We start from the raw sequence: 25,451 nt of genomic DNA, 5'->3' as shown, positions 1-25,451 counted from the left end.
ATGAAAACATATAAAAATATATTATTGTCAATCTTGCTGCTTCTATCTTTTTCCTCTTGTTCTGATTGGTTTGAAGTGCAACCGGAAAACGAAATTGCCAAAGAGGATCTTTTTGCGACTTATGATGGTTACAGGACAGCATTGAATGGTATTTATCGAAATTTGTCAGATGCTTCATTGTACGGGAATAATCTGTCGTTTGGTTTTATTAGTTTGTTGGGACAGAATTATGAAGTTCCTGCATATATTCTTCCGTATGATGTTTCTGGAAATATAATGAATTATGAGTATGATAATGCTGATTTGAAGAGTATTACTCAAGCTATTTGGGAAAAAGCTTTTAATACTGTTGCAAATTGTAACGTGCTTATTCAAAATGCAGAGTCACGAGGAAATGATTTTTTTGATGAAGGAGAGAATGAAAAAAATGTTATTATTGGTGAGGCTAAAGGGTTGAGGGCATTTATTCATTTTGATATGTTGAGATTGTTTGCTCCTGCACCTGTTACTGGGGATGATGCAGCTTATCTTCCGTATGTATCGTCATATTTAACTTCTCATCCCGTGCATTTGCCAACTTCTGTTGTTTTGGATAGTATTATTAATGATTTGCAACAAGCCCAAAAGTTATTGGCGGATAATGATACATTGAAAAATGTAAAGATGATGCAGAACGCAAATTATCGTTTTGAAGGAAATTCTAATGGAGGAGGTTTTTTTGCTTACCGTGGAACTCGTATGAATTATGTGGCAGTGACTGCTTTGTTGGCTAGAGTTTATCAGTATAAAGGAGATAAAGCTACTGCTTATGAATATGCATGCGAAGCCTATCGTTTCTATAATGAAAAACGATGGTATAGTTTTACATCAGAGAGTAATTTAAGCAATACAAATATAGAATATCGTAGATGTAAATTATATGAAGATATTTTGTTAGCTTTTTACAATACCAATATATATGACATTTATGAAAATTGGCTACAAACACATTTTTATTGGAAAACTAATCATTTACCGATAAAGAACAGAGATGATTTGTTTGCCGAAGACGCTTCGGATTTCAGGTATCGTTATATGTTACATTCTTCCAATGGTTATTCATTGAAATGGCTCCCTGTGACTGATGCCAATGCATTATGGTATATATCAGATCAATATCCTTTATTACCAGTTATAAGAATGAGTGAAGTGTTTTATATCATGTGTGAATATTTGGCGGATAATAATCTAACAGAAGCAATTTCTTTATTGAACACGTTGAGAAAAGCTAGAGGAGCTTCACAATTGGGTGTTTCATTGACAAAAGATGAGTTTTTAACATCTTTATATAATGATGCTACACGAGAATTTATAGCAGAAGGGCAGACGTTTTATTTGTATAAACGTTTGAATAAGGACATGTACAATGGAGAGTATCCGATAAACATGAGTGGAAAATATGTAATTCCACTTCCGGATAGTGAAACTATTACACAATAAAGAGGAGGAAATTATGAAGAATAGAATATTTATCATATTGGTCTGTGTGTTTGTGTGGATGGGGTGTGATGAACGAGAGATTCCTGAATATAATACAGGGAAATATTATATAGAATTTGAAAATGAGACTATTGATTCAACCATTTTCACGTTTATTTACTATCCCAATAATGAGTATTATGATTTACCGATTCCTGTAAAAATTGCAGGAGAAGCTGCCGATAAGGATTTAACATATAAGGTGTCTGTAGATGGAGAACTTTCCACTGTCGAGAGTAAGCATTATGCTTTACCGGAAACAATGGTATTTCGTAAAGGGTTGTATCATGATACTTGTTATGTGCGTTTGAATAAAACGGCAGATTTGTCTAATGGTGCAGTAAGATTGGTTCTTTTCTTGGAAGCAACATCGGATATGGCGGTCGGAAAGTTGGAAAATTCAGTAGCTATTATTCAAATTTCTAACACGATTGCTAGACCTGCATGGTGGGATTCGAATGTGGAACAATATTACTTAGGTACTTATTCGCAAAAGAAATTTGTTTTGTTCCTTCGTGTAACAGGAGCGGATTTAACGGATGCGAGCGATAGTGAAAAACGTGCTTACGCTTTGGATTTTAAACAATATTTGATCGATCATCGCGGAGATCCGGAAACCATAGATGAAGATGGTCAGCCAATGACCGTACCTGTGTTAGGTTTGGAGTAATAACAATAGTTCTAGAGAAGTATGAAAACGATAAACTATATTTTGGGGTGTTTAATGATAATAACATTATTAAATGCCTGCATAGATGATAAAGGAAATTATGATTACTCGGAATTAAAAACGGTAAAAATTACTAATGTGTATAGTAATTGGTCTGTACCATTGGGAGAAGAGTACGTGATAAAACCGGAAATCGATTATGGGGATGCTGATTCATCGGAATTTGCTTACACTTGGGTAAGTGAAATTCAAGGGGAATGGAGTGATACCATATCACATGATAAGGAGCTGCATTATGCGTTTAAAGAGCTTGGTCGATATATGACAACTTTTGTGGTAGAACATGTGCCAACAGGCGCTTTAACTTCAACGCAGATAGACCTTAATACAACATCGCGTTATTCAACCGGATGGTTGATTTTGTCAGAACAGAATAATAAATCTGTTTTGAGTTATATTCGAGTTGAACAGTCTGGTGAGAGTAATGTAACTTATAATCTTTTTGAGAATATCTACACGACACTTCGAGGAGATGATTTAGGTACAGGGCCTATTCGAATGGGAAGACATTTTTCAAGTTCGAGTGACCAAATTTTAGTTCTGCAGGAAAGTGGAGCGGTAGAAATAAATGGGCAAGATTTTTCAAAAGCCATCACCACTCGAGAGGAATTTGTAGGTGGGGCATATCCTAGTGGTTTCGTACCAAAGCAAGCAGAATATGGTGCTAGATTGGAAGTGATTTTGGGAACGGATGGAAATGTGTATACAAGAGTAAATCCGAATGGAAGTTTTCAAATATGCCAGTATAATACACGTCCGGCATTTAGTAATGCTCGAATTGCTAACATGTATTATTGTGCTTATTTAGGATATATTTATATGTATGATGAGTTAAATCATAGGATGCTTGCTTTGACAGATGAACCTCAGGCTTATACGGGAATGGTAATCTATCCATCAATGCATCCTGATAGTACACATGTGAATAGTTTTACACCTGTAGATAATATGGGAAATGGAACAGAGGTGGTATTTATCGATTCTTATAGCGTAGCGGGAGCAACGGGACGTGATTTTATACAAATTATAAAGAAAGGGTCGGATTATTACTTCCAAACTTATAAAGCTTATTCACGTAGTGGATCATCAAATTTGTATGTTTTTGATGAAAAAGAAGAGTTATTTATTGGGAATAATTATGTAGATAATAATTCGAAATATTGTATAGACGGGAATTCGTATTTCTATTTTACAGCAGGGAATGTCCTTTATTGTTGGAATCGTCTTAATAGTGTTGAACCTTACTATACTTTTCCGAATGGAAGTGTAATTGTTGATATAGAACGTTATGCAAATGGAGAAAATCGAGAGGAAATAGCTGTCGGTTTGGATAATGGAGAATTCTATGTTTTAGATGTATCTTATGAAGCAATTAGTGGACAAAAAGATAAATTGTTATTTAAAGCAGAAGGATTAGGACGTATCGTGGATTTGCAATACAAGTACGGAAATTCATCGAATTTTAATAAAGAATCAAGGTTGTAGCCTTTTTTGCACACGGGATTGCCATTGTGGCTTTCCCCGTGTGCAATAGATTGTAAATTAGATAATTCTGGGATTGTAGAAAAACAATCTCTAAGGGAGTGTTGTGTATATAAATAGGTCATTGTAAAAAGAAATTTATGGAAGAACCAATTGTAAGAGTGGAACATTTATCCCATCGTTATAGCGTGCAGTGGGCGATCAGGGATATAAATTTTGAGATAAATCAAAAGGGAATTCTAGGGCTTTTAGGTTCTAATGGAGCAGGTAAATCGACCACGATGAATATTATTTGTGGCGTTTTGAACCAAACGGAAGGAACTGTTTACATTAACGGAATAGATACCCGTAAAAATCCTGTAGAAGCCAAGAAATATATCGGTTTTTTACCGCAGAAGCCGCCTTTGTACACGGATCATAACGTGGATGAATACCTGACCTATTGTGCCCATCTTCGGTTGATGGATGATAGAGAGGTAAAGGCTGCCGTGAAGTTGGCAAAAGAACGTTGTGGGATTGCTCATTTCAGCAAACGTCTGGTAAAAAATCTTTCGGGAGGTTATCAGCAACGTTTAGGTATAGCGCAGGCAATTGTGCATAATCCGAAGCTTGTGGTATTGGATGAGCCCACGAATGGATTGGATCCCAATCAGATATTGGAGATTCGGGAATTGATTCGAGAGATTGCACAAGATCATGCGGTACTGCTTTCCACGCACATCTTATCCGAGGTGGAGGCTATCTGTCATACGATTAAGATGATTGAACACGGGAATCTGATATTCTCCGGTTCAATAGATGAATTCCATAATAGCGTTAAATCCAACAATTGCATTGTTAGATTGGAAAATGCCCCGACAGAAGAGGAGTTGAAGAATATTCCGGGTGTTGTCAAAGTGAAAAAACTGGATGAACATACTTTCCGGTTACAATTCGAACGGGAAGGAGAGGAAGAAGCGAAACGTGTGGCAGAAATTTGTGTGAACCGGGGATGGAGGTTAAGTGAAATTCAGATGGAAAAAGTGTCTATGGATGAGATCTTTGCCCAGCTATCGGGAAAGCGAGTGGTCGATAAATTTTAATGTTATAGTGTATGAAAACAATATATAGAATAGCGAAATCAGAATTAAACTCTTTGTTTTGTTCGCCGATAGCCTGGTTGGTATTGGTGATATTCACGTTTCAGCTGAGTATGGTCTTTACAGACAGGATTATATGGGAATTGAAAGATTTTGTGGTAAATAACCGGGAAAGGGACGGATTGACCGTTTATTTCTTGCTTTCCGGTTTCGGTACGCCATTGTTTCCCGGGGTACTTTCTTATTTGTACCTCTATTTCCCGTTATTAACGATGGGGTTGATGAGCCGGGAATTCAGTAGTGGTTCGATCAAGTTATTGTATTCTTCCCCGATTACCAGTACCCAAATCGTGTTGGGTAAGTTCCTTTCCATGATGTTCTATGGGTTAATTATGCTGGCTATCGTTACGGTTTACGTGGTCTTTTATATGTTTATTATAAAGGATTTTGATTATCCAGTGGCTATCACCGGTTTAATCGGGATTTACCTGATCATGTGCCTTTACTCTGCGGTAGGGTTGTTTGTTTCTTGTTTGACCTCCTATCAGGTAGTTGCGGCTATCGGTACTTTTGCTGCATTGACTTTTTTACAAGTGATTGGTGGGGTTTTCCAGGGAGTTGATTTTTGGAGAGATATAACTTATTGGATTTGTAGCGGTCCTCATGGTCCAATAGCCGGTTTGATAAATAGCGGTGATGTTTTGTATTTTATTTTGATGCCTGCTTTGTTTATCGGAATGTCTATTATGAAATTACAGTTTGCAAGACAGAGTAAACCGTGGTACGTGAAAATGGTGAAATATTTGGCTTTGGTTGTCGTGATTGTAGGTATCGGTTATGCCACATCCCGTCGAACGACAGTATGTATCACGGATCTCTCTCGCGATGAACAATTGACGCTAACACCCAAAAGTCGTGACATATTAAAACGTTATGATGGACAGGAACTGACTTTGACAACTTATGTCAATATCATGGATGAACATATGGCAGCCAAGGTATTTCCAAAAAGTCGGATAGGGGATATGTCCGCGTTCAGCAAGTACTATCGTTTCAAACCGGACATGAAGTTTAAATATATTTATTATTATGACCACGTGTTGAACGGACATTCTTGTTGTGCCCCGGGAGATGATTTGGAGGAAGCGGCGCGTAAACAAGCTAAAGTGAACGGGTTGGATTTCGATGACGTACTTTCTCCTGAAGAGATGCGGGAAATTCATGATTTGAGCGGGGAGAATAATCAAGTTGTTCGTACTCTTGAAGACAGTGAAGGGAATTGGACGTATTTGCGTATGTATAATGATTTAAATCCTTATCCGAGTGAACAGGAGATTTCAGTTGCCTTATTGAGAATGAAAGATGGGGCTGTGAAAATGGGAGCTCTTTATGGACATGGAGAACGTGAAATGAACAAGAGTGGCGATCGGGAGATAGGGTGGCTTTTCACCAATGGTTCAGGCCGGCATTCATTGATCAACCAGGGATTTGATCCGGTAAGCATTCCGCTCACGGAAGATTGGGGTATTCCTGACGATGTGCAGATACTTTTAATTATAGATCCGAAAGAAGCCTTCTCAAAAGTAGAGCTAGAAAAAATAAGGGATTACGTGGCAAGTGGTCGCCATTTGATTATAGCCACGGATGTCAATCGTTCTGCCGTGATGGGTGAGTTACTTGCTGACTTTGGAGTGCAAGCATTACCGGGTATGTTGGTTTTACCTCGTAAAGATGAAAATCCTACAAATATAAATGCTGTTTTTACCCCGCAAAGCGGGATGATTAACCCGACATTTGCACATTGGTCGAGTAGAAACTATCCGTTAAGTATGACAGGGGCTGTAGCCTTGAATTATACGACGGATAAAGGTTACAATGTTGTACCGTTGGTTGCTTCTCCTGCAGGTTCATGGACGGAATTGGAAACGACAGATTTTGAGGGGGAAACTCCGGTTTTTAATCCGAAAGCAGGAGAAATCAATCAGCAATTACCCGTGGTGTTGGCATTAACTCGCCAAGTGAATGGTAAGGAACAACGAATCATGATTTTTGGTGATGCAGACTGGATGACGACTGGCGAATTCAGTAAACAGAGGGTTTACTGGGTTGCTAACGGGCAATTGACCACGCTGATGTGCAGCTGGATGGCCGATTATCGATACCCGACTTATTTCCCTCGTCCTGATCAACCGGATAATCATATAAAATTGTCGTACCAATCAAGAGGTACTTTGAAATTAGTATTTGTGGTTATCTTCCCGGCTGTGATACTATTGTTGTATTTCTTGGTATGGTTTAAGAGAAGGGGTAAATAGTAATTTTTAAACAGAAAAATCATGGAATCTATTGTAAGAGTAGAACACTTGTCCCATCGCTATACGGTGGATTGGGCAATTCAAGATATAAATTTCGAGGTAAACCGCAAGGGGATATTAGGCTTATTAGGGTCCAATGGTGCGGGGAAATCAACAACGATGAACATTATTTGCGGTGTATTGAATCAGACTGACGGAACCGTATATATTAACGGTATTGATACTCGCAAAAATTCAGTGGAGGCAAAAAAGAATATCGGTTTTCTTCCTCAAAAACCACCCTTGTATCCGGATCACACGGTGGATGAATATCTTACGTTTGCCGCAGAAATGAGACTCATGGATCCCAAAAAGATCAAGCAAGCGGTTGAAATAGCCAAAGAGCGTTGCAGTATAGCCCATTTCAGCAAGCGACTCATTCGTAATCTTTCGGGCGGATACCAGCAGCGGTTGGGAATAGCGCAGGCGATCGTGCATAATCCGAAGTTTGTCGTGTTGGATGAACCGACGAATGGTTTGGACCCGAATCAAATTCTTGAAATACGTAAACTGATTAAAGAGATTGCGGTCGATCATGCCGTCTTGCTTTCCACGCACATTTTGTCGGAAGTTCAAGCCATGTGTGATGATATCAAGATGATAGAACACGGGCACCTTGTATTCTCCGGTACGTTGGAAGAGTTTGATAATTACGTGAAACCGGATACATTTATCGTCAAACTCGATAATCCTCCTGCAGATGAAGACCTCCTTGCCATTCCCGGGGTTGTACGTCTCAAACATCTGGATAAAAATACTTTAAGAGTACAATTTGACAAGAGAGAAGATATAACAGAAGTCGTGGCAAATGCTTGCGTTCACGGTGGTTGGGGATTGTGTGAGATTACGTTGGAAAGAATTTCTTTAGAAGAAATTTTTGCTCAATTGTCAGGAAAAAGATTGATCGATAAATTTTAATAAACGTTATGAGAGCAATATATAAAATAGCAAAATCGGAGTTAGGTACACTCTTTTATTCTCCGATAGCCTGGTTGATATTAGTGATATTCGTATTTCAGGTTTTTGGCAGTTTTGTAAATATATTAGAGTATTCGGTGAACGCGAAGACTCTTGACCAGGTACAAGGATACCAGAGTTATATGCTTTTCGTTATAGGAGGTTTTGCTCCTTATACAACGATACAAACCACGCTCTACCTCTATATCCCATTGCTGACAATGGGTTTGATGAGCCGGGAATATAGTAGTGGTTCTATAAAACTGCTTTTTTCTTCCCCGATCAGTAGTTTCCAGATTATTTTTGGAAAGTATCTTTCCATGTTGATTTATGGTTTTATCATGATGGGAAGCGTACTGATACTGGTCATTGTTGCTTATTTTTCCATTAAGGATTTTGATCTCTCACTTGTACTTTCCGGTTGGTTGGGACTTTATTTGTTGATGGCCACTTACGCGGCGATCGGGCTTTTCATGTCGACGTTGACTTCTTATCAGATTGTGGCTGCTTTGGGAACGCTAACGCTGATCAGTTTCTTAAATTTTATCGGCAGCCTGTGGCAGCACATAGAGGGGGTTCGTGAGATTATGTATTGGTTCTCGATCAAGGGCCGTGCAGATGAATCCATTCGCGGGTTGATATGTAGTGAAGATATTCTTTATTTTATCCTTGTGTCTGCCATGTTCATCGGTTTTTCCGTGTTGAAATTGCAATTTGCCAGACAAAGTTGTTCTATGGGAGTAAAAGTGGGTAAGTATGTGGGTTTGGTCGTTTGTATCGCGTTTCTCGGCTATGTTTCCACGATCCCTCAACTCAAATGCTTTTATGATGCCACGGCCAATAAGGATCGTACGCTTACCCCCAATAGCCAAGAGATATTGAAACAGGTGGATGGTGGTCTTTCTATTACCTCCTACGTGAATCTTCTTGACCAATTGGGATATCTGGGAATGCCTACCAATTGGAATAATAACCGGCGTATATTTGAGACGTTTATTCGTTTCAAGCCGGAAATTAAATTGAAAAGCTACTATTATTACGATAATGCTGCCGGAGCCAATGCTTCACGCGAGGAAATGGATAAAGCAATTGAACGCCTTGTACTGACTTCCGACATCAATCCCAAGAGTATTCTTACACCTGAACAAATGCGGGAGAAGATAGATCTTTCTACACAGGAGTATCGTTATGTATTTCTTATCGAGCGTGAAAATGGTCAAAAAGCTTTCTTGCGTATGTTTAACGACCAAGGGAAATATCCTTCAGAAGCGGAAATTTCAGCCGCGTTAAAGACCATGGTTTCAAAAAGTCCTCAGGTAGCTTTTTTAGGAGGCCACGGAGAGCGTAGCATACATGACAAGTCAGGGATAAACTATACCTCTTTTACAACCATTCTTGATTCTCGTGGTGCCCTTATCAACCAGGGATATACACCATACACGCTTACGCTTTCGGCCGGAGGGGACATTCCTGCAGATGTGGATGTACTTGTTGTTGCTGATTTACGGAAAGCTTTGACAGATGATGAATTGATTCAAGTAAAACGTTACATAGAACGTGGCGGTAATTTGATCGTGATCGGGGAACCGCGTCGTCAAGAATATACGGCTCCGGTTTTGAAACAATTAGGACTTGCTTTTGTACCGGGAGTGTTGGTACAGCCTCGTGAAGGATATACAGCCGATTATCTTTGGACTACCTTTACACCGGAGGGAGCTAAGTTAGAGCCTATTTTTACCCGTATGGTTGAATTGAATAATGTACTTACGATGCCTTCTGCTGCAGCTATTTGTGAGACGGAGAATGTCGGGTTTGAGGTAATACCTGTATTTACAACAGATGCTACGGGATGTTGGAATGAACTGGAAACTAAAAACTTCTCTCTTGAAGAACCAACCTTGAATGAGGCTATAGGTGAAAAAGAGAAAGCTTATACGACCGGTTACGCTTTACGACGCGATGTGAAAGGAAAGGAACAGCGTATTTTTGTTCTTGGTGATGCGGATTGTATCAGTAATGCGGAACTTGGGGCTAATCGGGATTTCCGTAGGTCTAATTATGCTCTAATCGATGGCATGTTCAAGTGGTTGGTGAATGACGAATATCCCATTGATGTCAATCGTCCGGCAGCTAAAGATAATGATGTGTATTTGACTCCGGCAGGATTTGCTTGGGTTAAGATTTTCTTACGTTGGATATGTCCGGCATTGATTGTCGTGTGTGGTTGTTTGATTTGGGTGATGAGACGGATGAAGTAAAGGAATAAAGTAAACTTTTCCTAGATAATACACGTTTATCATCCATAGCATATTCGATGTTCTTAGGGATCAAAGACGTATTAATTTCGTATCAAAGACGTATCAAAGACGTTCACGAACGTCCGCGATACGTCTTTGTTGCGAAATGAATTGGCGCTTGTCTTGGAAATGAATCCCTTATCCATTTGATTACGAATGGTAAATATACCTTCTTGCATGTAGGAGTTAACATCTCACTACAAAATAGTATATAACTACCATATTTTTTTGTATTTTTGGCTCGGAAATCATTTAATAAGACGATATTATGGGATTCTTTAATAAAATATTCGGAGGTGGTGGAAATGATGGGAAGAAAGAGACTTCGGCAGATCGAATGCTGAGGATTATCAAGGAAAAAACGATGACGGAGTGTGTGAAGCTGATCCCGGAAAAGGGAGCGACCAAACCTTGGGAGAGTAAGATTGGGGGACTACCTTATATGCCTAAAGGGTTTGATTATCCTTATGAAGAGGCCGGGAGTACGGTGGTGACGGAAGGACAAGCCCCCGTGGAGGCTGCAAAGGTGGCAACCGGACCTTTTGCTGGATTGGACGGGAATACGGCTGCAATGCCTTCCGCGGCTTCGGGTGAGATCGTGGAGCAGGTGGAAGAACGGAAGTTGTTGCCGTTGCGTTTTTTGGCGCAGATAAATTTCAGTGAGATGCCCCCGTTGGAAGGTTTCCCGACCAAAGGAATTCTTCAGTTTTATATTGCAGGAGAAAATGCCCATGGCTTGAACTTTGAGAACCCGGAAGAGCAGAAAGGGTTTCGGGTGATCTACCATGAGGAGGTTGTAGAAGATGAATCTGCCTTGCTTTCGGCTTTACCGACGGATGGGGTGGAATATCCGGATGGATTCCCGGTAGATAGTGAATTGAAGTTGAATTTTGAGAAGTCATCCATGCCGATGGGGGGTGGCGATTATCGTTTCGATAAGCTGTTACTTGATGCATATAATGAGGCAAATCCTGATGCTCGGATACCCTCTTTGGATCGTGCCTCGGAGGATGATCTGGATAAGGTATACGACCAATTGGACATGGGAGGACACCGCGTTGGGGGGTATCCTTTCTTCACGCAACTTGATCCGCGGGAATATCATCAAGAGTTAAGGGGAAATTCAATCTTATTATTCCAGTTGGATTCTGAGGAAACCGATGATTATAAGATCATGTGGGGTGATTCCGGTGTGTGCAATTTCTTTATCCGTCCGGAAAATTTAGCCAAACGGGACTTTAGTCGGGTGTTGTATCATTGGGACTGCTACTAGAATGTAGAATTTAAAATGTAGAATTGACTATTTCATTCTACATTCTACATTCTAAATTTTAAATTCTATTTTTCCTGCATCCACTCCATGTTCGTCGGATATTGGAATACTTTCAGTTTGAAAAGCGGGAGGATGGCAAACAAATGATCGAAGATGTCGGCTTGCACCCGTTCGTAGATCACCCACTCTTTGCGTGCCGAGAAGCAGTAGATTTCCAATGGAATTCCCGTCGGGGTGGGTTGTAGTTGCCGTACCATGTGGGTCATATCAAGGTTGATGTTGGGGTTGGCGGCAAGCCATGCTTCCATGTATTCCCGAAAAGTCCCGATGTTAGTCAGATGGCGTTTGTCAAGCGGGTTCTCCACGTTGGCATTGTACTCGTTTAGCTCTTTCATTTTGCCTTCAATATAGTTTTTGAGCAGGGCGGATTGTTTTAAGTTTTCAAGGTCTTCATGGGTGAGGTAATGCACCGAATAAATGTTAATGTTGACGGAACGTTTGATGCGTCGCCCTCCGGATTCTTGCATTCCTCGCCAATTGGTGAATGATTCAGAAACGAGCTTGTAAGTCGGGATGGTGGAGATGGTTTTATCCCAGTTCTGCACTTTCACGGTGGTGAGATTGATTTCAATCACATCGCCATCGGCATTGCTGCTGGGCATGACGATCCAATCACCGATGTTTACCATTCTGTTGGATATTAGCTGTATACCTGCTACAAACCCGAGAATGGAATCCTTAAATACCAACATGAGAACGGCAGAGATAGCTCCTAGTCCGGCGAGTAGTGCGAAAGGATCTTTGTCAAGCAGTATACTGATAATGATGATGATGGCGGCACAGTAAAAAAATATCTTGATCACTTGAATGAATACCTTGATCGGGCGGTCTTTGGCTATCGGGTAACTGTCGTATATCCGGTTGATACCGTCCAAAATACTCGACACGATGAGCAGGAAGGAGAGCGTGATCCAGACGTTGATCAGTTGCATGAGGAAGGAAAATTGAGTCCACTCGAACTCCTTGAATACGATTTGTATGATGATAGGGGCGATAAGCAGACCCAGTCGGTTGAAAAATCGTTGACTGAACATGAGGTCATCCCAGTTCGTTGCCGTCCGTTTGGTCAGTTTAAGTACAAAGCGTGCCAACCATTGGCGGGTAAGCACGTGGGTGATCCAGTTGATCATACCGATAATCACAAGCAGAGCTAGGAAATAGATGATGTCGGAGATGGTTTCCGAGTAGACACCTAAATGTTGCAAGCCGGCTTGAATGTAATTTTCAATCGTCATGTTTCAAATATTTTAATTGGTTTAATGTGTGGGCAAAATTAATAATTTTAACCTGGTATATAGAATTTACGGATTAATACGTGACTACTGACGTTTGTTTTTTACCATCCATCCACACGGTTAACGGGGCTTTGAAGCGCACGTGGCGGGAGTATTTAAATTCCTCGATGACCTCCTGTTGTCGAAGAATGTCAAAATTGACGAAGGCGTCAGCAGATTGAAAGGGGATTGCGAAGTAACCCACTTTCATGGAAGTGACGTTGTGAAAAAAGTGCGAGCCAAGGGAGGCATCTAGCGGAAAATCGGGAAGTCCTTGTTCCACGATAACTTTGGCATTGGCGATGTCGGACCATTGCACGGGTATCCCGGTGAGTGGGTCGCGTGTGCCCCAGCGGCCTGGCCCGATGAGTAGGTAACTGTCGCCTTCCCGGGCGATCCGTGAGTTGTGGCGCTTGATCTCTTCGGCAATTTCCTCGGTACGCAGGCGGTCGAATTTGTCGGGATCGACGTACACGACGTCACGAATGTATTGCAATTTCCCGTTTCCCATACCCTTGTCGGCTTTCAGCAATACGTGGGTCGGATCGATAGAAAGGTCGTCAATGTCAATGTTATACTCGTTTTTAATCAACGGTTTGATCTGTAATAGGTAAAAGACAGGCATGCCGTTTTCAAAGTTGACAGAGAACTCAATCTCAACGGGTGAGCCCATGGCCTGTGAGAATATGTTTAGTAGAATCTGCAGGGTGGGGGCCAGTGGAAAATAGTCGTACTGGAGTATTTTGGAGAAGTCTACAATACGGGGTCCTTTGACAGAGAAATCATAGGTAATCTGGTCATTCATGAAATCGTAGACGGAGGCCGTGTATTCCAGCGTGCCGTCACGCTCTGCTTCAGAGATGTCGTATGCTTTGATAGCGGCATTTTCCCCGTCCCGGTAGAGGTCGTAATCCCGAGCGAGCATATCGATGCCATAGAAGTAGCGTTGCGATGCTTTAATTTTATCCTGCGTGGAGGCCAGTTGTAGTTTGGGATAGGCGGGACTGAAACGATGTGTCTTTTCCCCACCCACGACGTAGGCTCCTAATCCGATGGCGGTGACGGCGAATCCGTCTTCCGGCTGAATGTAGGAAAAGGGGTAGAAGTTGTAAGACTGGGCCACGCCGCTGATTTCAGGGTAGTACCGTCCGTTGTGTTCGTTACCGATGACCTCCTGTATGATGACAGACATTTTCTCTTCCTCGATCATGTAGTCGATAGCGTTGAAATAGGCTCGTGATTCCGGTGAATAAATGGAGGCAAAGACGAGCTTGATGGCGTTCTCGACATCCTCTAGCCGACGTTCGAAGTCCGGGTGATTGTTGGGGAGCAGGTAGGTGGAATACACTCCGGCAAACGGTTGATTGAGCGAGTCCTCGAAGAGTCCGGAGGAACGCACGGCTAGCGGTTTGGTCATAACTTGAAGATACTTCCGCAGATTGTCGCGCAGTTTATCGGAGAGGCGTGCCATGCGGAACGCTTCCAAAACGTGATCGTATTCCTTGTCCTCAAAGATAACGTCATAGAGGTTGTTGGTCTCTAGGAAATTGTCGAATTCATCTACGCCGATAATGGCCGTTTTAGGGATGGCCACACGTAGGTCGGGAATGAGTTTTTTAAGGTAAACGTTCTCGATGAAGTTGGAGAGAAACGCCAGTCCTCGCCCCTTGCCTCCAAGAGACCCGTCACCGAGCAGGGTGATATAACGATTGGAGTTCACGAGTTTTGGGTTGAACTTAATGATGCGTCCCCGTAGTTTTTTGAGTTTCGATGCTTCGAAGACGTTCGCTATGAAACGGCGTATCTCGTCCGGACTTTTGAAGTAGCTGAAACTGTAACGGCGTAATTTTTTCGCCAGGTTGATTTCGGCCCGTGCCATGAGCCAGGTGGAAATTCCATTGCGAATGGCATGGTATTCCAACGATTCATCGGGAATGATCATGAGTTTCTGGCGAAATTCTTCGATATTGTGCGCTCGGTCGATGACCTTTCCGTTGTGATCTCGAAAGATGAAATCCCCGAAACCGAGTTGTTTTTTGATGAAGTCTTGTATTTCCCTTGCCAGTGTGAGTGAATTTTTATTGATGAAATGGGCATTTACTTCCCGTGCTCGTTGTTCGTTTTCAGCCTCGTGACTTTGAAGTAGACAAGGGATCTTGTTGTCAAGCTGTTGTACGTATTTTATGAGGCTGACTCCGGCATCCTCGTCTTCCACACCGTTGCGGGCGTAGCGAACGTCGGAGATGACACCGATGATGTTATTGCGGTATTTGTTGATGATCTCTACGGCATCCTCGAAGTTACTGACAAGAATTAGTTTGGGTCGCACCCGCATCCGGAGGATTACGCCCATTTCGTCATTGGAGGGTTCCTCGGCAATGATGGCTTGTGTCTGGCTCATGATCTCGGTGTAGAGAAGAGGCAGGTAGCGGGAATAGTACTTGACGGAGTCCTCGACAACAAGAATTACCCGCACATCGCCCAATTTGGTGTCTGCCTCTAGGTTTATTTTGTCCTCCAGGTATTTGGCCATGGCAAGGAACACTTTCGTGGAACCGTTCCACACGAAGACCCGCTCGATGGATTCACTAATCTCCTTTTCCGACCGCAGGAGATAGGAGAGGTCGGCGTTGTTATTGACCAGCATGAGTTGGCAGATATCGGGATATTGCTCTTTTATGTGACGGCTGGTAAGAATTGGAGTTTCTTTGTCCAGCCCTGCCATGATGATAATTAAGTCGAAATGATGTTTCTTCAGTTCGTGCAAGGCTCCTTCCTCGTTTGCCACGGAGGTGAAACGGGGAGCGGTGAAAAGATTCAGTTGAAGGTATTCTCCGAATATCTTCCCGGAGAATTGTCCTTCCCGCTCGATTGTGTAAGAGTCGTAATAGTTGGCGATGAGTAGAATCTCCTTGACCTTAAAGGGCATAAGTTCTTGAAAGATATCGCGATCACTCTTTTTCCGTTTGTATATTTTGTTCAGGTCTATTTTTTCCATGATGTTTTGTTTTGTACAAAGCTAAAGATTTGTTGGCGGAATGACAAGAGAAAGATAGCGGTTAAAAGCTAAAAAACTAGAAGATTTTTATTAACTTGCGACGTTTTATAATAACGGTAACATTTGATATGAACAGACGCGTCATGCAATCCGGTTTGATGTTATGCTTTTCCCGTTGGAACAGGAAAGGATATGCCATTTTTGCCTCACTGGGCCGGAATATCCGGATCGGAAGACTGGCTATTCATATTTGTGAGATGTCGTTGCGAAAATCGTCAAGAAAGGGTGTCATCGTGGAGTTGGCAAAAGTATTCGAGCTACTGGAGAGGTTGTTTGAGGGGTACGAGAAGAAGGCGAAACGAGTGAGTTGTGAGTTATTGCCGGTTCGTGCCGGTATGGAAGATGTATTCATGAATTCTTATCATAGTTTAAATTGAAGGTATTTCTGTTCTTGGACAGGGTACCTTTTTGTTTTTTTATAAAGAACAGGAAATGAAAGAAGAAAATATTATAGAGGAATTAAAGCAAAAGATTGAAGCGGGTGGACAAATCACCCGGGAGGAGGCGCTGGCCTTGTCGCGAGTGGAGAACAAGAAAGCCTTGTACGAGGCAGCTGGGGCGATTCGGGATCGTTTTGTGGGGCGGTATTTCGACACTTGCTCGATCGTGAATGCCCGTTCGGGACGTTGTTCCGAGAATTGCAAGTGGTGTGCACAGTCGGCTGTGTTCAAAACGCACGTGCAGGAGTACGAGCTGATTGACGAGGAGAGTTGCATGGAACTGGCACGCTTGAACGCCAAGTACGGGGTGAACAAATTCTCGTTTGTTACGAGCGGGCGCTCTTTGTCAAACAAGAATATTGACAAGTTATGCGAGTATGCCGTGAAGATCAAGCAGGAGATGAAGATAAACCTTTGCGCTTCCATGGGCTTGCTGACGAAAGAACAATTGAAAAGATTGAAAGAGGCAGGCATAACCCGCTACCATTGTAACTTGGAAACGTCACGCCGTTATTTCCCAACCCTCTGCACGTCCCACACGACGGACGAGAAGATCGAGACCATTCGCCACGCGATTGAACTGGGGATGGAGGTTTGTTCAGGGGGTATCATCGGTATGGGGGAGACGATGGAGGATCGAGTGAACTTAGCGCTGACTGTTCGAGAGCTGGGAGTGAAATCTATCCCGATGAATGTGTTGAATCCAATTCCGGGAACCCCGTTGGAAGGAGCGGCACCACTTGCTGACGAGGAGGTGCTGACGACGGTGGCTGTTTTCCGATTCATCAATCCTGATGCCTTCCTGCGCTTTGCCGGGGGACGGGCGTTGATTGCCCATATTGAGGAAGATGCCATCCGGGCCGGGATTAATTCGGCCATTGTGGGAGATCTTCTGACCACGATTGGCTCGAAAGTGATGGAGGACATGGAGAAGGTGAAAAGATTAGGCTTTACAACAGATGGAATTTAGAATGCAAGACAGTCTGTATGTTTAAAAACTAAATGGGATTTCAGATTCTAAATTCTAAATTTTAAATTCTAAATTAGATAAAGTGAATACGGCAGAATTATTGAAATTTGACAGGGAGCATTTATGGCATCCCTATACGTCAACGGTTAACCCACTCCCGGTTTACCCGGTAAAGAGGGCGGAAGGAGTGTATATTGAACTGGAGGACGGGACACGGTTGATTGATGGAATGTCCTCGTGGTGGTGTGTGGTACACGGGTACAATCATCCGGCTATTAACGCTGCTATTGAAGAGCAATTAAAGAATATGTCGCACGTCATGTTCGGTGGACTGACACATCGTCCCGCCGTGGAGTTGGCGGAGAAGTTGGTGGAACTGGCTCCCGATGGGATTGACAAGGTGTTTTATTGTGATTCCGGGTCGGTGGCCGTGGAAGTGGCGATGAAGATGGCCCTGCAATATTGGTATGCTGCCGGGAGAGACGATAAACGCCATTTTTTGACGATCACAAAGGGATACCACGGGGACACGTGGAATGCCATGTCCGTGTGTGATCCCGTGACGGGGATGCATAGTATATTCCGAGGATCGTTGCCCATGCAGTATTTTATCCACCGACCGGAAGCTCGCTACGGAGAGCCTTGCCTGCCGGAGCATATCGAGGAGTTGAAGCAAAACCTGCGGAATAACCACAACCGTATCGCTGCCGTGATACTGGAACCTATTGTGCAGGGGGCAGGGGGAATGTGGTTTTACTCTGCGGATTACTTGCGGCAGGTGCGGGAGTTGTGTAATGATTACGACGTGTTGCTGATCTGTGACGAGATTGCCACCGGGTTTGGACGTACGGGGAAGATGTGGGGTGTGGATCATGCGGGAATAGTGCCGGATATTATGTGTGTCGGGAAAGCGATTACGGGCGGGTACATGAGTTTTGCGGCTACAATGGCGACGGAGAAAGTGGCCACCCAGATCTGTGCGAAAGATCCCGGTGTATTTATGCACGGTCCGACGTTCATGGGTAACCCATTGGCCTGTGCTGCAGCAAACGCCTCGTTGGATTTGATCCGGAGTTATGACTTGACAACCATGATCGGGCGGATTCAGAACCAGTTGGAAAGAGAACTTGCCCCGGCCCGGGAATTCCCGAACGTGGCAGATGTACGGGTGTTGGGAGCTATCGGAGTGGTGGAGATGAAGGAACCCGTGAACATGGGATTAATTCAAGCCGCTTTCGTCAAAGAGGGGGTATGGGTGCGCCCGTTCGGCAAGTTGGTGTACGTCATGCCGCCTTTCATCATCCGAGACTGGGAACTACAAAGGCTGACATCCGCCTTATTGCACGTGATCTCGTGTTTGAGATGATTGAAAATGAAAAGATAAAAAATTGAAATTTAGAGAGGTAAGAACTTGTAACTTTGCCGAAGGCAAAACATCATGAATAAGGAACGATATATTAATAAACTGAACAAGATTAAGGAATCGGGGAATTACCGGGTGTTGCGAAACGTGCAGCATAATGGATTCTTGATACATTATAACGAACGGGAAATGCTGAATCTCTCGTCGAATGATTACTTGGGGTTGGCATCGAACCCGGTGTTGTACGAGGATTTTCGCAAGGAGACAGACGTGAAGTTGCTGTCGTATAGTGCCGTGTCGTCCCGTTTGTTGTCGGGAAATCATGAATATTATAGCTTGTTGGAAAATGATTTGAGCGATTTGTACGGGAAGGAGGCTGCCTTGGTGTTGAATTCCGGTTATCACGCGAATATCGGGATATTACCCGCGTTAGCGGGTAAACGCGACTTGATCGTGGCAGATAAGTTGGTACACGCCAGTATTATTGATGGCTTGCGGTTGAGCGAAGCCGAGATGTTACGCTATCGTCACTTGGATTACGAACATTTGCGGGAAATCCTGTTTAATCACCGGGAGGAGTACGAGAACGTGTTTATCGTAACAGAATCCATATTCAGTATGGATGGTGACGTGGCGGACCTGCAGGAGTTGTGTGATCTGAAGAGAGAGTACGACACGTTCCTGTACGTGGACGAGGCGCATGCCGTCGGGGTGCGGGGCACGAATGGACTGGGGTGTTGCGAGGAACAGGGATGTATTGATGATATTGATTTTATCGTGGGTACTTTCGGGAAGGCTTTTGCATCCTACGGGGCTTTCGTGGTCTGTGACGAGATGTTCAGGGATTTTCTGGTGAACACGCAGCGTAGCTTGATTTTCACAACGGCATTGCCCCCGGTGAACGTGGCATGGACTCGTTTTATCCTTAACCGGATGCCGGAATTTTACTCTTACCGCATGAAACTGTCGGGTATCGCCGAGCGACTGCGTGCTACGCTGGCAAACCGGGGATTCGAAACACGGGGTGATTCTCATATTGTGCCTTTCTTGTGCGGGAGTAATGAGAATAGCGTTTATATGTCAGAATTATTCCAAGATAATGGTTTTTTTGTGTTACCTGTGAGATACCCGACCGTGCCGAAGAACGAGGCTCGTATCCGTTTCTCGTTAAATGCGGCGATACCGGAGGAAGATTACGATTGCTTGATGGAGTTTATAGAAATCAGTCTTTAATAATTTTAAATTTCATGATTTTAGATTTTAAATTCCAGTCGTACGGGTCAGATCCTCAACTTGAAACTTGTAACCCGGCAAAGGCGATTTTCATGAAAAGAAAATGGATTACTAAAGAAGGAAGCCGGGTACTTACGTTATTTTTTTGCGGTTGGGGTATGGATGAACGTGCCGTGCAACACGTGAAGGGAACGGGTGATTTGCTTTTGTTCTACGATTATCGGGATATATCCGGGGAGGAAGCTCCGGAGGTCGCGGGGTACGAGTGTGTGCGTGTCGTGGCTTGGTCGATGGGCGTGTGGGCGGCATCGGTATTGTTGGGGCGTTGGAATATCCCTGTTGCTTACCGGGTAGCTATCAATGGGACAGAACGTCCGGTAGATGAACATTACGGGATTCATCCTAAAATATATTTGTTGACCGAGCGGGGAATGACCGTGCAGGGGAGAGATAAGTTCTTTGCCCGTATGCTCTCGGGGAAGGAGGAGATGGAACGTTTCGAGGAAAACAAGCCTTGCAGGGATATTGATGAGCAAAGGGAAGAGTTGCGACTTATCCGGGAGCAGGCGGCACGGGAGATGCCCGAAATGCATTGGGACCGGGTTTATGTTTCCGAGGGGGATGTTATCTTCCCGGTGGAAAATCAACGGAACTGGTGGAGAGATCGTGTTGAGAGGATTATTACCCTGTCGGGAGGGCATTACCCGTTTTACGTGCTAGATAATTGGGAAAAGATATGGAAATAAATAAAGAAGAGGTAGAACAGCGTTTCAGGCGGAGTCGAGCCAGTTATAACGACAATGCACGGGTGCAGAAAATGATCGTAGACCGGATGGTTCCCATGATCTTGTCATCCGTGAAGCGTGTGCCGGAGAAAATATTGGAGATCGGTTGTGGTACGGGGTTGTTGACGTCACAGTTGCAACGAACCTTTCCGAACGTTGACTTGTACTTGAACGACTTGGTGGAGGAATTATGTTATCATGCGGCGACGATTAACCAGGTACCGCAGACGTGTTGTTTCCCGGGAGATGTGGAGAAGTTGTTTCTGCCCCTTAGTTTTGATCTGATTGCTTCGGCGTCCACCTTCCAGTGGTTTACGACTCCGGAAGAGACGTTCATGAAATTATCTAAACAGTTGGAACAAAATGGTGTACTGGTGTTTAGTACCTTCGGAAAGTTTAACTTGCAGGAGATACGACTGACCACGGGGGGCGGGCTTGATTATCGGAGTAAGGAAGAACTGGAAAAGATGCTGAAACCTTACTTTAAAATTGAAGGAATGGAAGAAGAGTTGCATACGCTTGAATTTGACAGCCCGTTAGCGGTACTCCAACATTTGAAAAAGACAGGGGTGAATGTTTCGGGTGATCCGACCATCTGGACGAAAGGACGGATGGATGCCTTTATCAAGGACTATAATGCCCGCTTTGCCGTAGATGGGAAGGTGACCTTAACCTACCATCCGTTTTATTTTGTGTGTAGGAAGAACAATTTATAACAGAGTACCCCAAAGGGAGAGGGTGGGAGTTTAATCATAAATCGTAAATCATAAATCAAAAATCAATAACGTGGTATATTTTGTAAGTGGAATAGATACGGATACTGGGAAGTCGGTAGTAACCGGCTTGCTGGCTCGCTCTTTGAGAAAAAGAGGGGTAAACGTGATTACCCAGAAGTTTATACAGACGGGATGTGTCGGAATATCGGAGGATATTCTGAAGCACCGGGAGATTATGGGGATCGAACCGCAACCCGTGGATAAGGACGGGACGACGTGTCCTTACGTGATGACGTATCCCGCCTCGCCTCATCTGGCAGCGGAGATCGACAAGGTAACGCTGGACATGGATCGAATTGAGGCGTCTACTCGTAAGTTGGATGCTTTGTATGACGTGGTGTTGTTGGAGGGAGCCGGGGGACTATACGTGCCTGTTACTCGGGATTACTTCACGATCGACTATATTCAAGAGCATGGACATCCGTTGATTCTTGTGGCCTCATCCAAGCTGGGAAGTATTAATCACACGCTGATGAGTTTGGAACTCTGCCGTACGCGGGGAATCGAGGTGGCTTCTCTCGTGTACAACCGTTTCCCGAATGACAGCGAGTGGATCACGAATGATTCGATCACGATATTCAAACAGTATCTGGAGCAGTATTTCCCGTCGACGGCATTGATCGAGGTACCCGTGGTACACGGAAACGATTACCCGGACGTGGATGTCAGTGCGTTGGAGGGCAGGGAATGAGAAGAGTGGAGCTACTTTCCCCGGCAAAGAATGTTGATGTGGCGATTGCTGCTATCAATAACGGCGCGGATGCCGTGTATATCGGCGGTCCGGCTTTCGGGGCTCGGAAAGCGGTGGGCAACAGTCTGGAGGACATCGAGAAGGCGGTACGGTATGCACATCGGTTTTATTGCCGGGTATTTGTTACGTTAAACACGATTCTCTACGACGAAGAGTTGCCGGAGGTGGAACGTTTGATTCATGACTTGTACAGGATAGGCGTGGATGCTATTATCGTGCAGGATCCGGCCGTACTGAAGTTGGATTTACCTCCGATAGCACTACACGCCAGCACGCAGATGCATAATTATGACTTGGAGCGAATCAAGTTTTTGGACCGACTGGGATTCCAACGTATCGTGTTGGCGCGGGAGTTGTCGTTGGAGCAGTTACGGGAGATTCGCCGGGAGGTGAAGGCCGAGTTGGAATACTTTGTCCATGGGGCCTTGTGTGTTAGTTTAAGCGGGCAATGCTACATGTCGTATTACCTGACGAATCGCTCGGCTAACCGGGGCGAATGTGCCCAAGCCTGTCGGATGCGGTGGACCGTGGAGGATGATGCGGGAAAGGTGGTGTTAAAGGATAAATATGTACTTTCACTGAAGGATTTGAACTTGTCGGCTCACTTGTCGGAATTGGTGGAGGCGGGCATTGATTCTTTTAAAATCGAGGGCCGGTTGAAGGAAGCGGATTATGTGGCAAATGTTACGAATTACTATTCCGGTCGTCTGGATGTAATCGTGGCTCGCGATGAGAATTTGGCACGTGTGGGTGCCGGATACGTGAAGGCCAGTTTCGAGGCCGATCCCGAGCGAAGTTTTAACCGGGGATACACGGACTATTTTTTCAAGCAGAGGAAACCGGGTATGGTGAACATGGATTCTCCGAAGTCAATGGGGAAGAAGGTGGCCGTGGTGAAACAGGTGAAGGGAAACCAGATGTGGGTGGAACCGTTGGAACCCCTGCATAACGCGGATGGATTGTGTTACTTTGACGGTCGGGAATTGCAGGGGGTGAAGGTGAACACGGCCGAAGGAAATCGACTGACATGCAACGAGAAAGTGAACGTGAAACCGGGAACGTTGTTGTACCGGAATTATGACCACGAGTTCGTGACACGCCTGGCGAAAGGAACTTCCGTGAGAAAAATCAAGGTGAAAATTGATGTCTACGCGGAGGATGCTCGGCTGGTATTGGTGGCCACGGACGAGAATGGTGTTTCTGTGAGTGTTCGGAGTGACGAGACATTCGAGAAGGCCACGAATCCTGTACAGGCAGAACGTGTAGTCGGGCAATTGCGGAAGAGTGGGGATACGGAGTTCGATTGTTGTGAGGTGGAGTATCACGATGAAACGGTGTTATTTATACCTTCTTCCGTGGTGAATGGTTATCGTCGGCAATTACTGGATGCTTTGAGTCGGGAACGGGAAGAGCAACGGGAGAGATGGGTGCAGGAGCCTTTGAACTGGGACGTGAAATATACCGGGCCTGCCGATTGGCGACTGAACGTGGTGAATCGTCTCGCGACGGAGTTCTACCGGGAGCATGGTGTGGAGACGCTTGAACCGGGGTTTGAAGCCGGAAACAGGAAGAGTGGCCGGGAGGTGATGACTACCCGCTATTGCCTGTTGTTCGAATTGGGTATGTGTCGTAAGACGGGGAAGGATAAGGCACTGAAGTTACCGTTGTACCTTTCTAACAATTTGGGGCGGTTCCGGCTTGAATTTGATTGTAAACATTGTTTCATGAAGGTACTATCTATGTAATAGATAATCTGTTTATAGTATTTATATACCACTTTGCAACGGAATGTATTATAAAAATACGTGATATAATTGGAATATATGGGTATTTTTTATTATTTTGCATGAGTTTATGTATTTATTATAAGGAAGTTATGCGAATTATACAATATATAGGAGTGATCCTTTTCTTTTTCCTCGTGTCCTGCGGGAAAGATGATGTGGAGCCGCAGAAGACGAGGACGTTGATGGTTTACTTGGCGGGTGATAATACTCTTTCGTCTGCAATGCAGAAGAATATCAATGATATGATGGTTGCATGGAAAAAGAGTTATAATGCGAATATTGTTATTTATTTTGATGGTCGCGGTTCCACTCCGGAACTTTACACGTTCCAGTTTAAAGGAAAAGAGGTGGAAAAGCAGGTGTTGAAAACGTATGAGGAGATGGATTCTGCAGATCCGGAAGTGCTGAAAGAGGTGTTGAACGAGATGCAGGAGTTGTACCCGTCAGATTCGTATGGATTAATTCTCGGTTCACACGCTTCGGGATGGCTGCCTCCTAATCTTGGGCGTAGTCGGTATTTGTATCAGGAACCCAGACTTACTCGGAGTTTTGGTGATGATGGTGGTAATTTGATGGATACGCGGGATATGGCAAAGGCAATTCCTTTTAATAAGGAGAATCTGGAGTTTATCTTGTTCGATGCTTGCATGATGTCTTCTATTGAAGTGCTTTATGATTTACGGGAAAAAGCAAAATACGTGATCGCTTCCCCCGCTGAACTGCCAGCACCGGGTTTCCCTTACGACCGAGTGATGCCTTATTTCTGGGGGAAGGGGGCCGATTTGGAAAAGGATTTGGTGAAAGTGTGTGATGAATTTTGGAATTATTATAACACGTATAATGCAGCTAGTCGATTTGGAACAATAGCATTAATTAAAATGGACGGGATGGAGCATTTATTTGATCTTACCCGGGAAATTTTGAAAGGGGAAAAAGAGGTGGTTGCCGGTTGGGGAAAAAATGATGTTTGGTGTTATCCTAAAGTGGAGTATGGTAAACACTATATGTTTTTTGATTTAGGAGAGTATATAAAGCATGTGACAGGGGGGGAAGGACGACTTTATGAGGAGTTTCGAGACTTTTTGGATAACCAGGTCGTGATCCATAAAAAAGCAACTAACCCATTTTATTATACAGAAATATCCGATGATACATTCAGTGGAATAGCAACTTACATTCCTCTTGGTGTATGGACTACCGAAACAAAGGCTTATTGGAACTTTTCCTGGGCGAGAGTTTATGATGCGGTGACGGAATAAGTAAT

At 43.9% G+C, this 25,451-nt stretch carries 19 protein-coding genes; 17 read left to right on the top strand and 2 right to left on the bottom strand.

The window, feature by feature from the left end:
• The 8 genes from D8S85_RS03515 (at position 1) to D8S85_RS03480 (ending at position 11,690) form a co-directional block, all read left to right on the top strand.
• Positions 1-1,479, top strand: a complete 1,479-nt coding sequence (locus D8S85_RS03515; RefSeq protein ID WP_127074793.1) for a RagB/SusD family nutrient uptake outer membrane protein — start codon at positions 1-3, stop codon at positions 1,477-1,479.
• A gap of 13 nt (positions 1,480-1,492) precedes the next feature.
• Positions 1,493-2,188, top strand: coding sequence for a DUF4843 domain-containing protein (locus D8S85_RS03510; protein ID WP_106624895.1), 696 nt, complete (start codon positions 1,493-1,495; stop codon positions 2,186-2,188).
• 21 nt (positions 2,189-2,209) lie between these two features.
• Positions 2,210-3,733: a PKD-like family lipoprotein gene (locus tag D8S85_RS03505; RefSeq protein WP_106624894.1), complete on the top strand. Its 1,524-nt coding sequence runs from the start codon at positions 2,210-2,212 to the stop codon at positions 3,731-3,733.
• Between the two features lie 137 nt (positions 3,734-3,870).
• A complete protein-coding gene (locus D8S85_RS03500; RefSeq protein WP_106624893.1) occupies positions 3,871-4,812 on the top strand; it encodes an ABC transporter ATP-binding protein in 942 nt (313 codons plus the stop codon).
• A gap of 11 nt (positions 4,813-4,823) precedes the next feature.
• Positions 4,824-7,124: a Gldg family protein gene (locus D8S85_RS03495; protein ID WP_127074792.1), complete on the top strand. Its 2,301-nt coding sequence runs from the start codon at positions 4,824-4,826 to the stop codon at positions 7,122-7,124.
• 18 nt (positions 7,125-7,142) lie between these two features.
• Complete coding sequence (locus D8S85_RS03490; RefSeq protein ID WP_106624890.1) at positions 7,143-8,081, top strand: ABC transporter ATP-binding protein; 939 nt, start codon at positions 7,143-7,145, stop codon at positions 8,079-8,081.
• 8 nt (positions 8,082-8,089) lie between these two features.
• A complete protein-coding gene (locus D8S85_RS03485) occupies positions 8,090-10,378 on the top strand; it encodes a Gldg family protein (RefSeq protein ID WP_127074791.1) in 2,289 nt (762 codons plus the stop codon).
• 307 nt (positions 10,379-10,685) lie between these two features.
• On the top strand, positions 10,686-11,690 hold the full coding sequence (locus tag D8S85_RS03480; RefSeq protein ID WP_106624888.1) for a YwqG family protein: 1,005 nt from the start codon (positions 10,686-10,688) through the stop codon (positions 11,688-11,690).
• A gap of 65 nt (positions 11,691-11,755) precedes the next feature.
• Here D8S85_RS03480 and D8S85_RS03475 read toward each other — a convergent pair whose 3' ends face one another.
• Positions 11,756-12,985 (bottom strand): mechanosensitive ion channel family protein, encoded by a 1,230-nt coding sequence (locus D8S85_RS03475; protein ID WP_106624887.1) that lies wholly within the window; start codon positions 12,983-12,985, stop codon positions 11,756-11,758.
• A gap of 73 nt (positions 12,986-13,058) precedes the next feature.
• The gene (locus D8S85_RS03470; protein ID WP_106624886.1) at positions 13,059-16,022 is read right to left on the bottom strand and encodes a PEP/pyruvate-binding domain-containing protein; all 2,964 of its coding nucleotides are present in this window, start codon (positions 16,020-16,022) and stop codon (positions 13,059-13,061) included.
• A gap of 128 nt (positions 16,023-16,150) precedes the next feature.
• Between D8S85_RS03470 and D8S85_RS03465 the strand changes: the two genes are divergently transcribed.
• The 9 genes from D8S85_RS03465 to D8S85_RS03425 all read left to right on the top strand — a co-directional run bounded on the left by D8S85_RS03465 (position 16,151) and on the right by D8S85_RS03425 (position 25,446).
• Complete coding sequence (locus D8S85_RS03465; RefSeq protein WP_127074790.1) at positions 16,151-16,459, top strand: hypothetical protein; 309 nt, start codon at positions 16,151-16,153, stop codon at positions 16,457-16,459.
• Positions 16,460-16,514: 55 nt separating this feature from the next.
• A complete protein-coding gene (gene bioB / locus D8S85_RS03460; protein WP_106624884.1) occupies positions 16,515-17,492 on the top strand; it encodes a biotin synthase BioB in 978 nt (325 codons plus the stop codon).
• A gap of 82 nt (positions 17,493-17,574) precedes the next feature.
• Positions 17,575-18,858 carry an adenosylmethionine--8-amino-7-oxononanoate transaminase gene (gene bioA / locus D8S85_RS03455; protein WP_106624883.1) on the top strand — a complete coding sequence of 428 codons (1,284 nt, stop codon included), beginning with the start codon at positions 17,575-17,577 and terminating at the stop codon, positions 18,856-18,858.
• 72 nt (positions 18,859-18,930) lie between these two features.
• Positions 18,931-20,088: an aminotransferase class I/II-fold pyridoxal phosphate-dependent enzyme gene (locus D8S85_RS03450; RefSeq protein ID WP_106624882.1), complete on the top strand. Its 1,158-nt coding sequence runs from the start codon at positions 18,931-18,933 to the stop codon at positions 20,086-20,088.
• A gap of 14 nt (positions 20,089-20,102) precedes the next feature.
• Positions 20,103-20,834, top strand: coding sequence for a DUF452 family protein (locus D8S85_RS03445; RefSeq protein WP_106624881.1), 732 nt, complete (start codon positions 20,103-20,105; stop codon positions 20,832-20,834).
• Positions 20,825-21,589 (top strand): malonyl-ACP O-methyltransferase BioC, encoded by a 765-nt coding sequence (gene bioC / locus D8S85_RS03440; protein ID WP_106624880.1) that lies wholly within the window; start codon positions 20,825-20,827, stop codon positions 21,587-21,589. The genes D8S85_RS03445 and bioC overlap by 10 nt, the downstream gene beginning before the upstream one ends.
• A gap of 61 nt (positions 21,590-21,650) precedes the next feature.
• Positions 21,651-22,340, top strand: coding sequence for a dethiobiotin synthase (gene bioD, locus D8S85_RS03435; RefSeq protein WP_106624879.1), 690 nt, complete (start codon positions 21,651-21,653; stop codon positions 22,338-22,340).
• Positions 22,337-24,145, top strand: coding sequence for a peptidase U32 family protein (locus tag D8S85_RS03430; protein WP_106624878.1), 1,809 nt, complete (start codon positions 22,337-22,339; stop codon positions 24,143-24,145). The genes bioD and D8S85_RS03430 overlap by 4 nt, the downstream gene beginning before the upstream one ends.
• A gap of 131 nt (positions 24,146-24,276) precedes the next feature.
• Entirely contained in the window at positions 24,277-25,446 is a 1,170-nt protein-coding gene (locus D8S85_RS03425; protein WP_158641704.1) for a clostripain-related cysteine peptidase, read from the top strand.
• The last annotated feature ends 5 nt before the right edge of the window (positions 25,447-25,451 follow it).

It is taken from the genome of Butyricimonas faecalis, from assembly GCF_003991565.1.
Classification (GTDB): Bacteria; Bacteroidota; Bacteroidia; order Bacteroidales; family Marinifilaceae; genus Butyricimonas; species Butyricimonas faecalis.
This window is presented reverse-complemented; position numbering and strand designations above follow the sequence as displayed.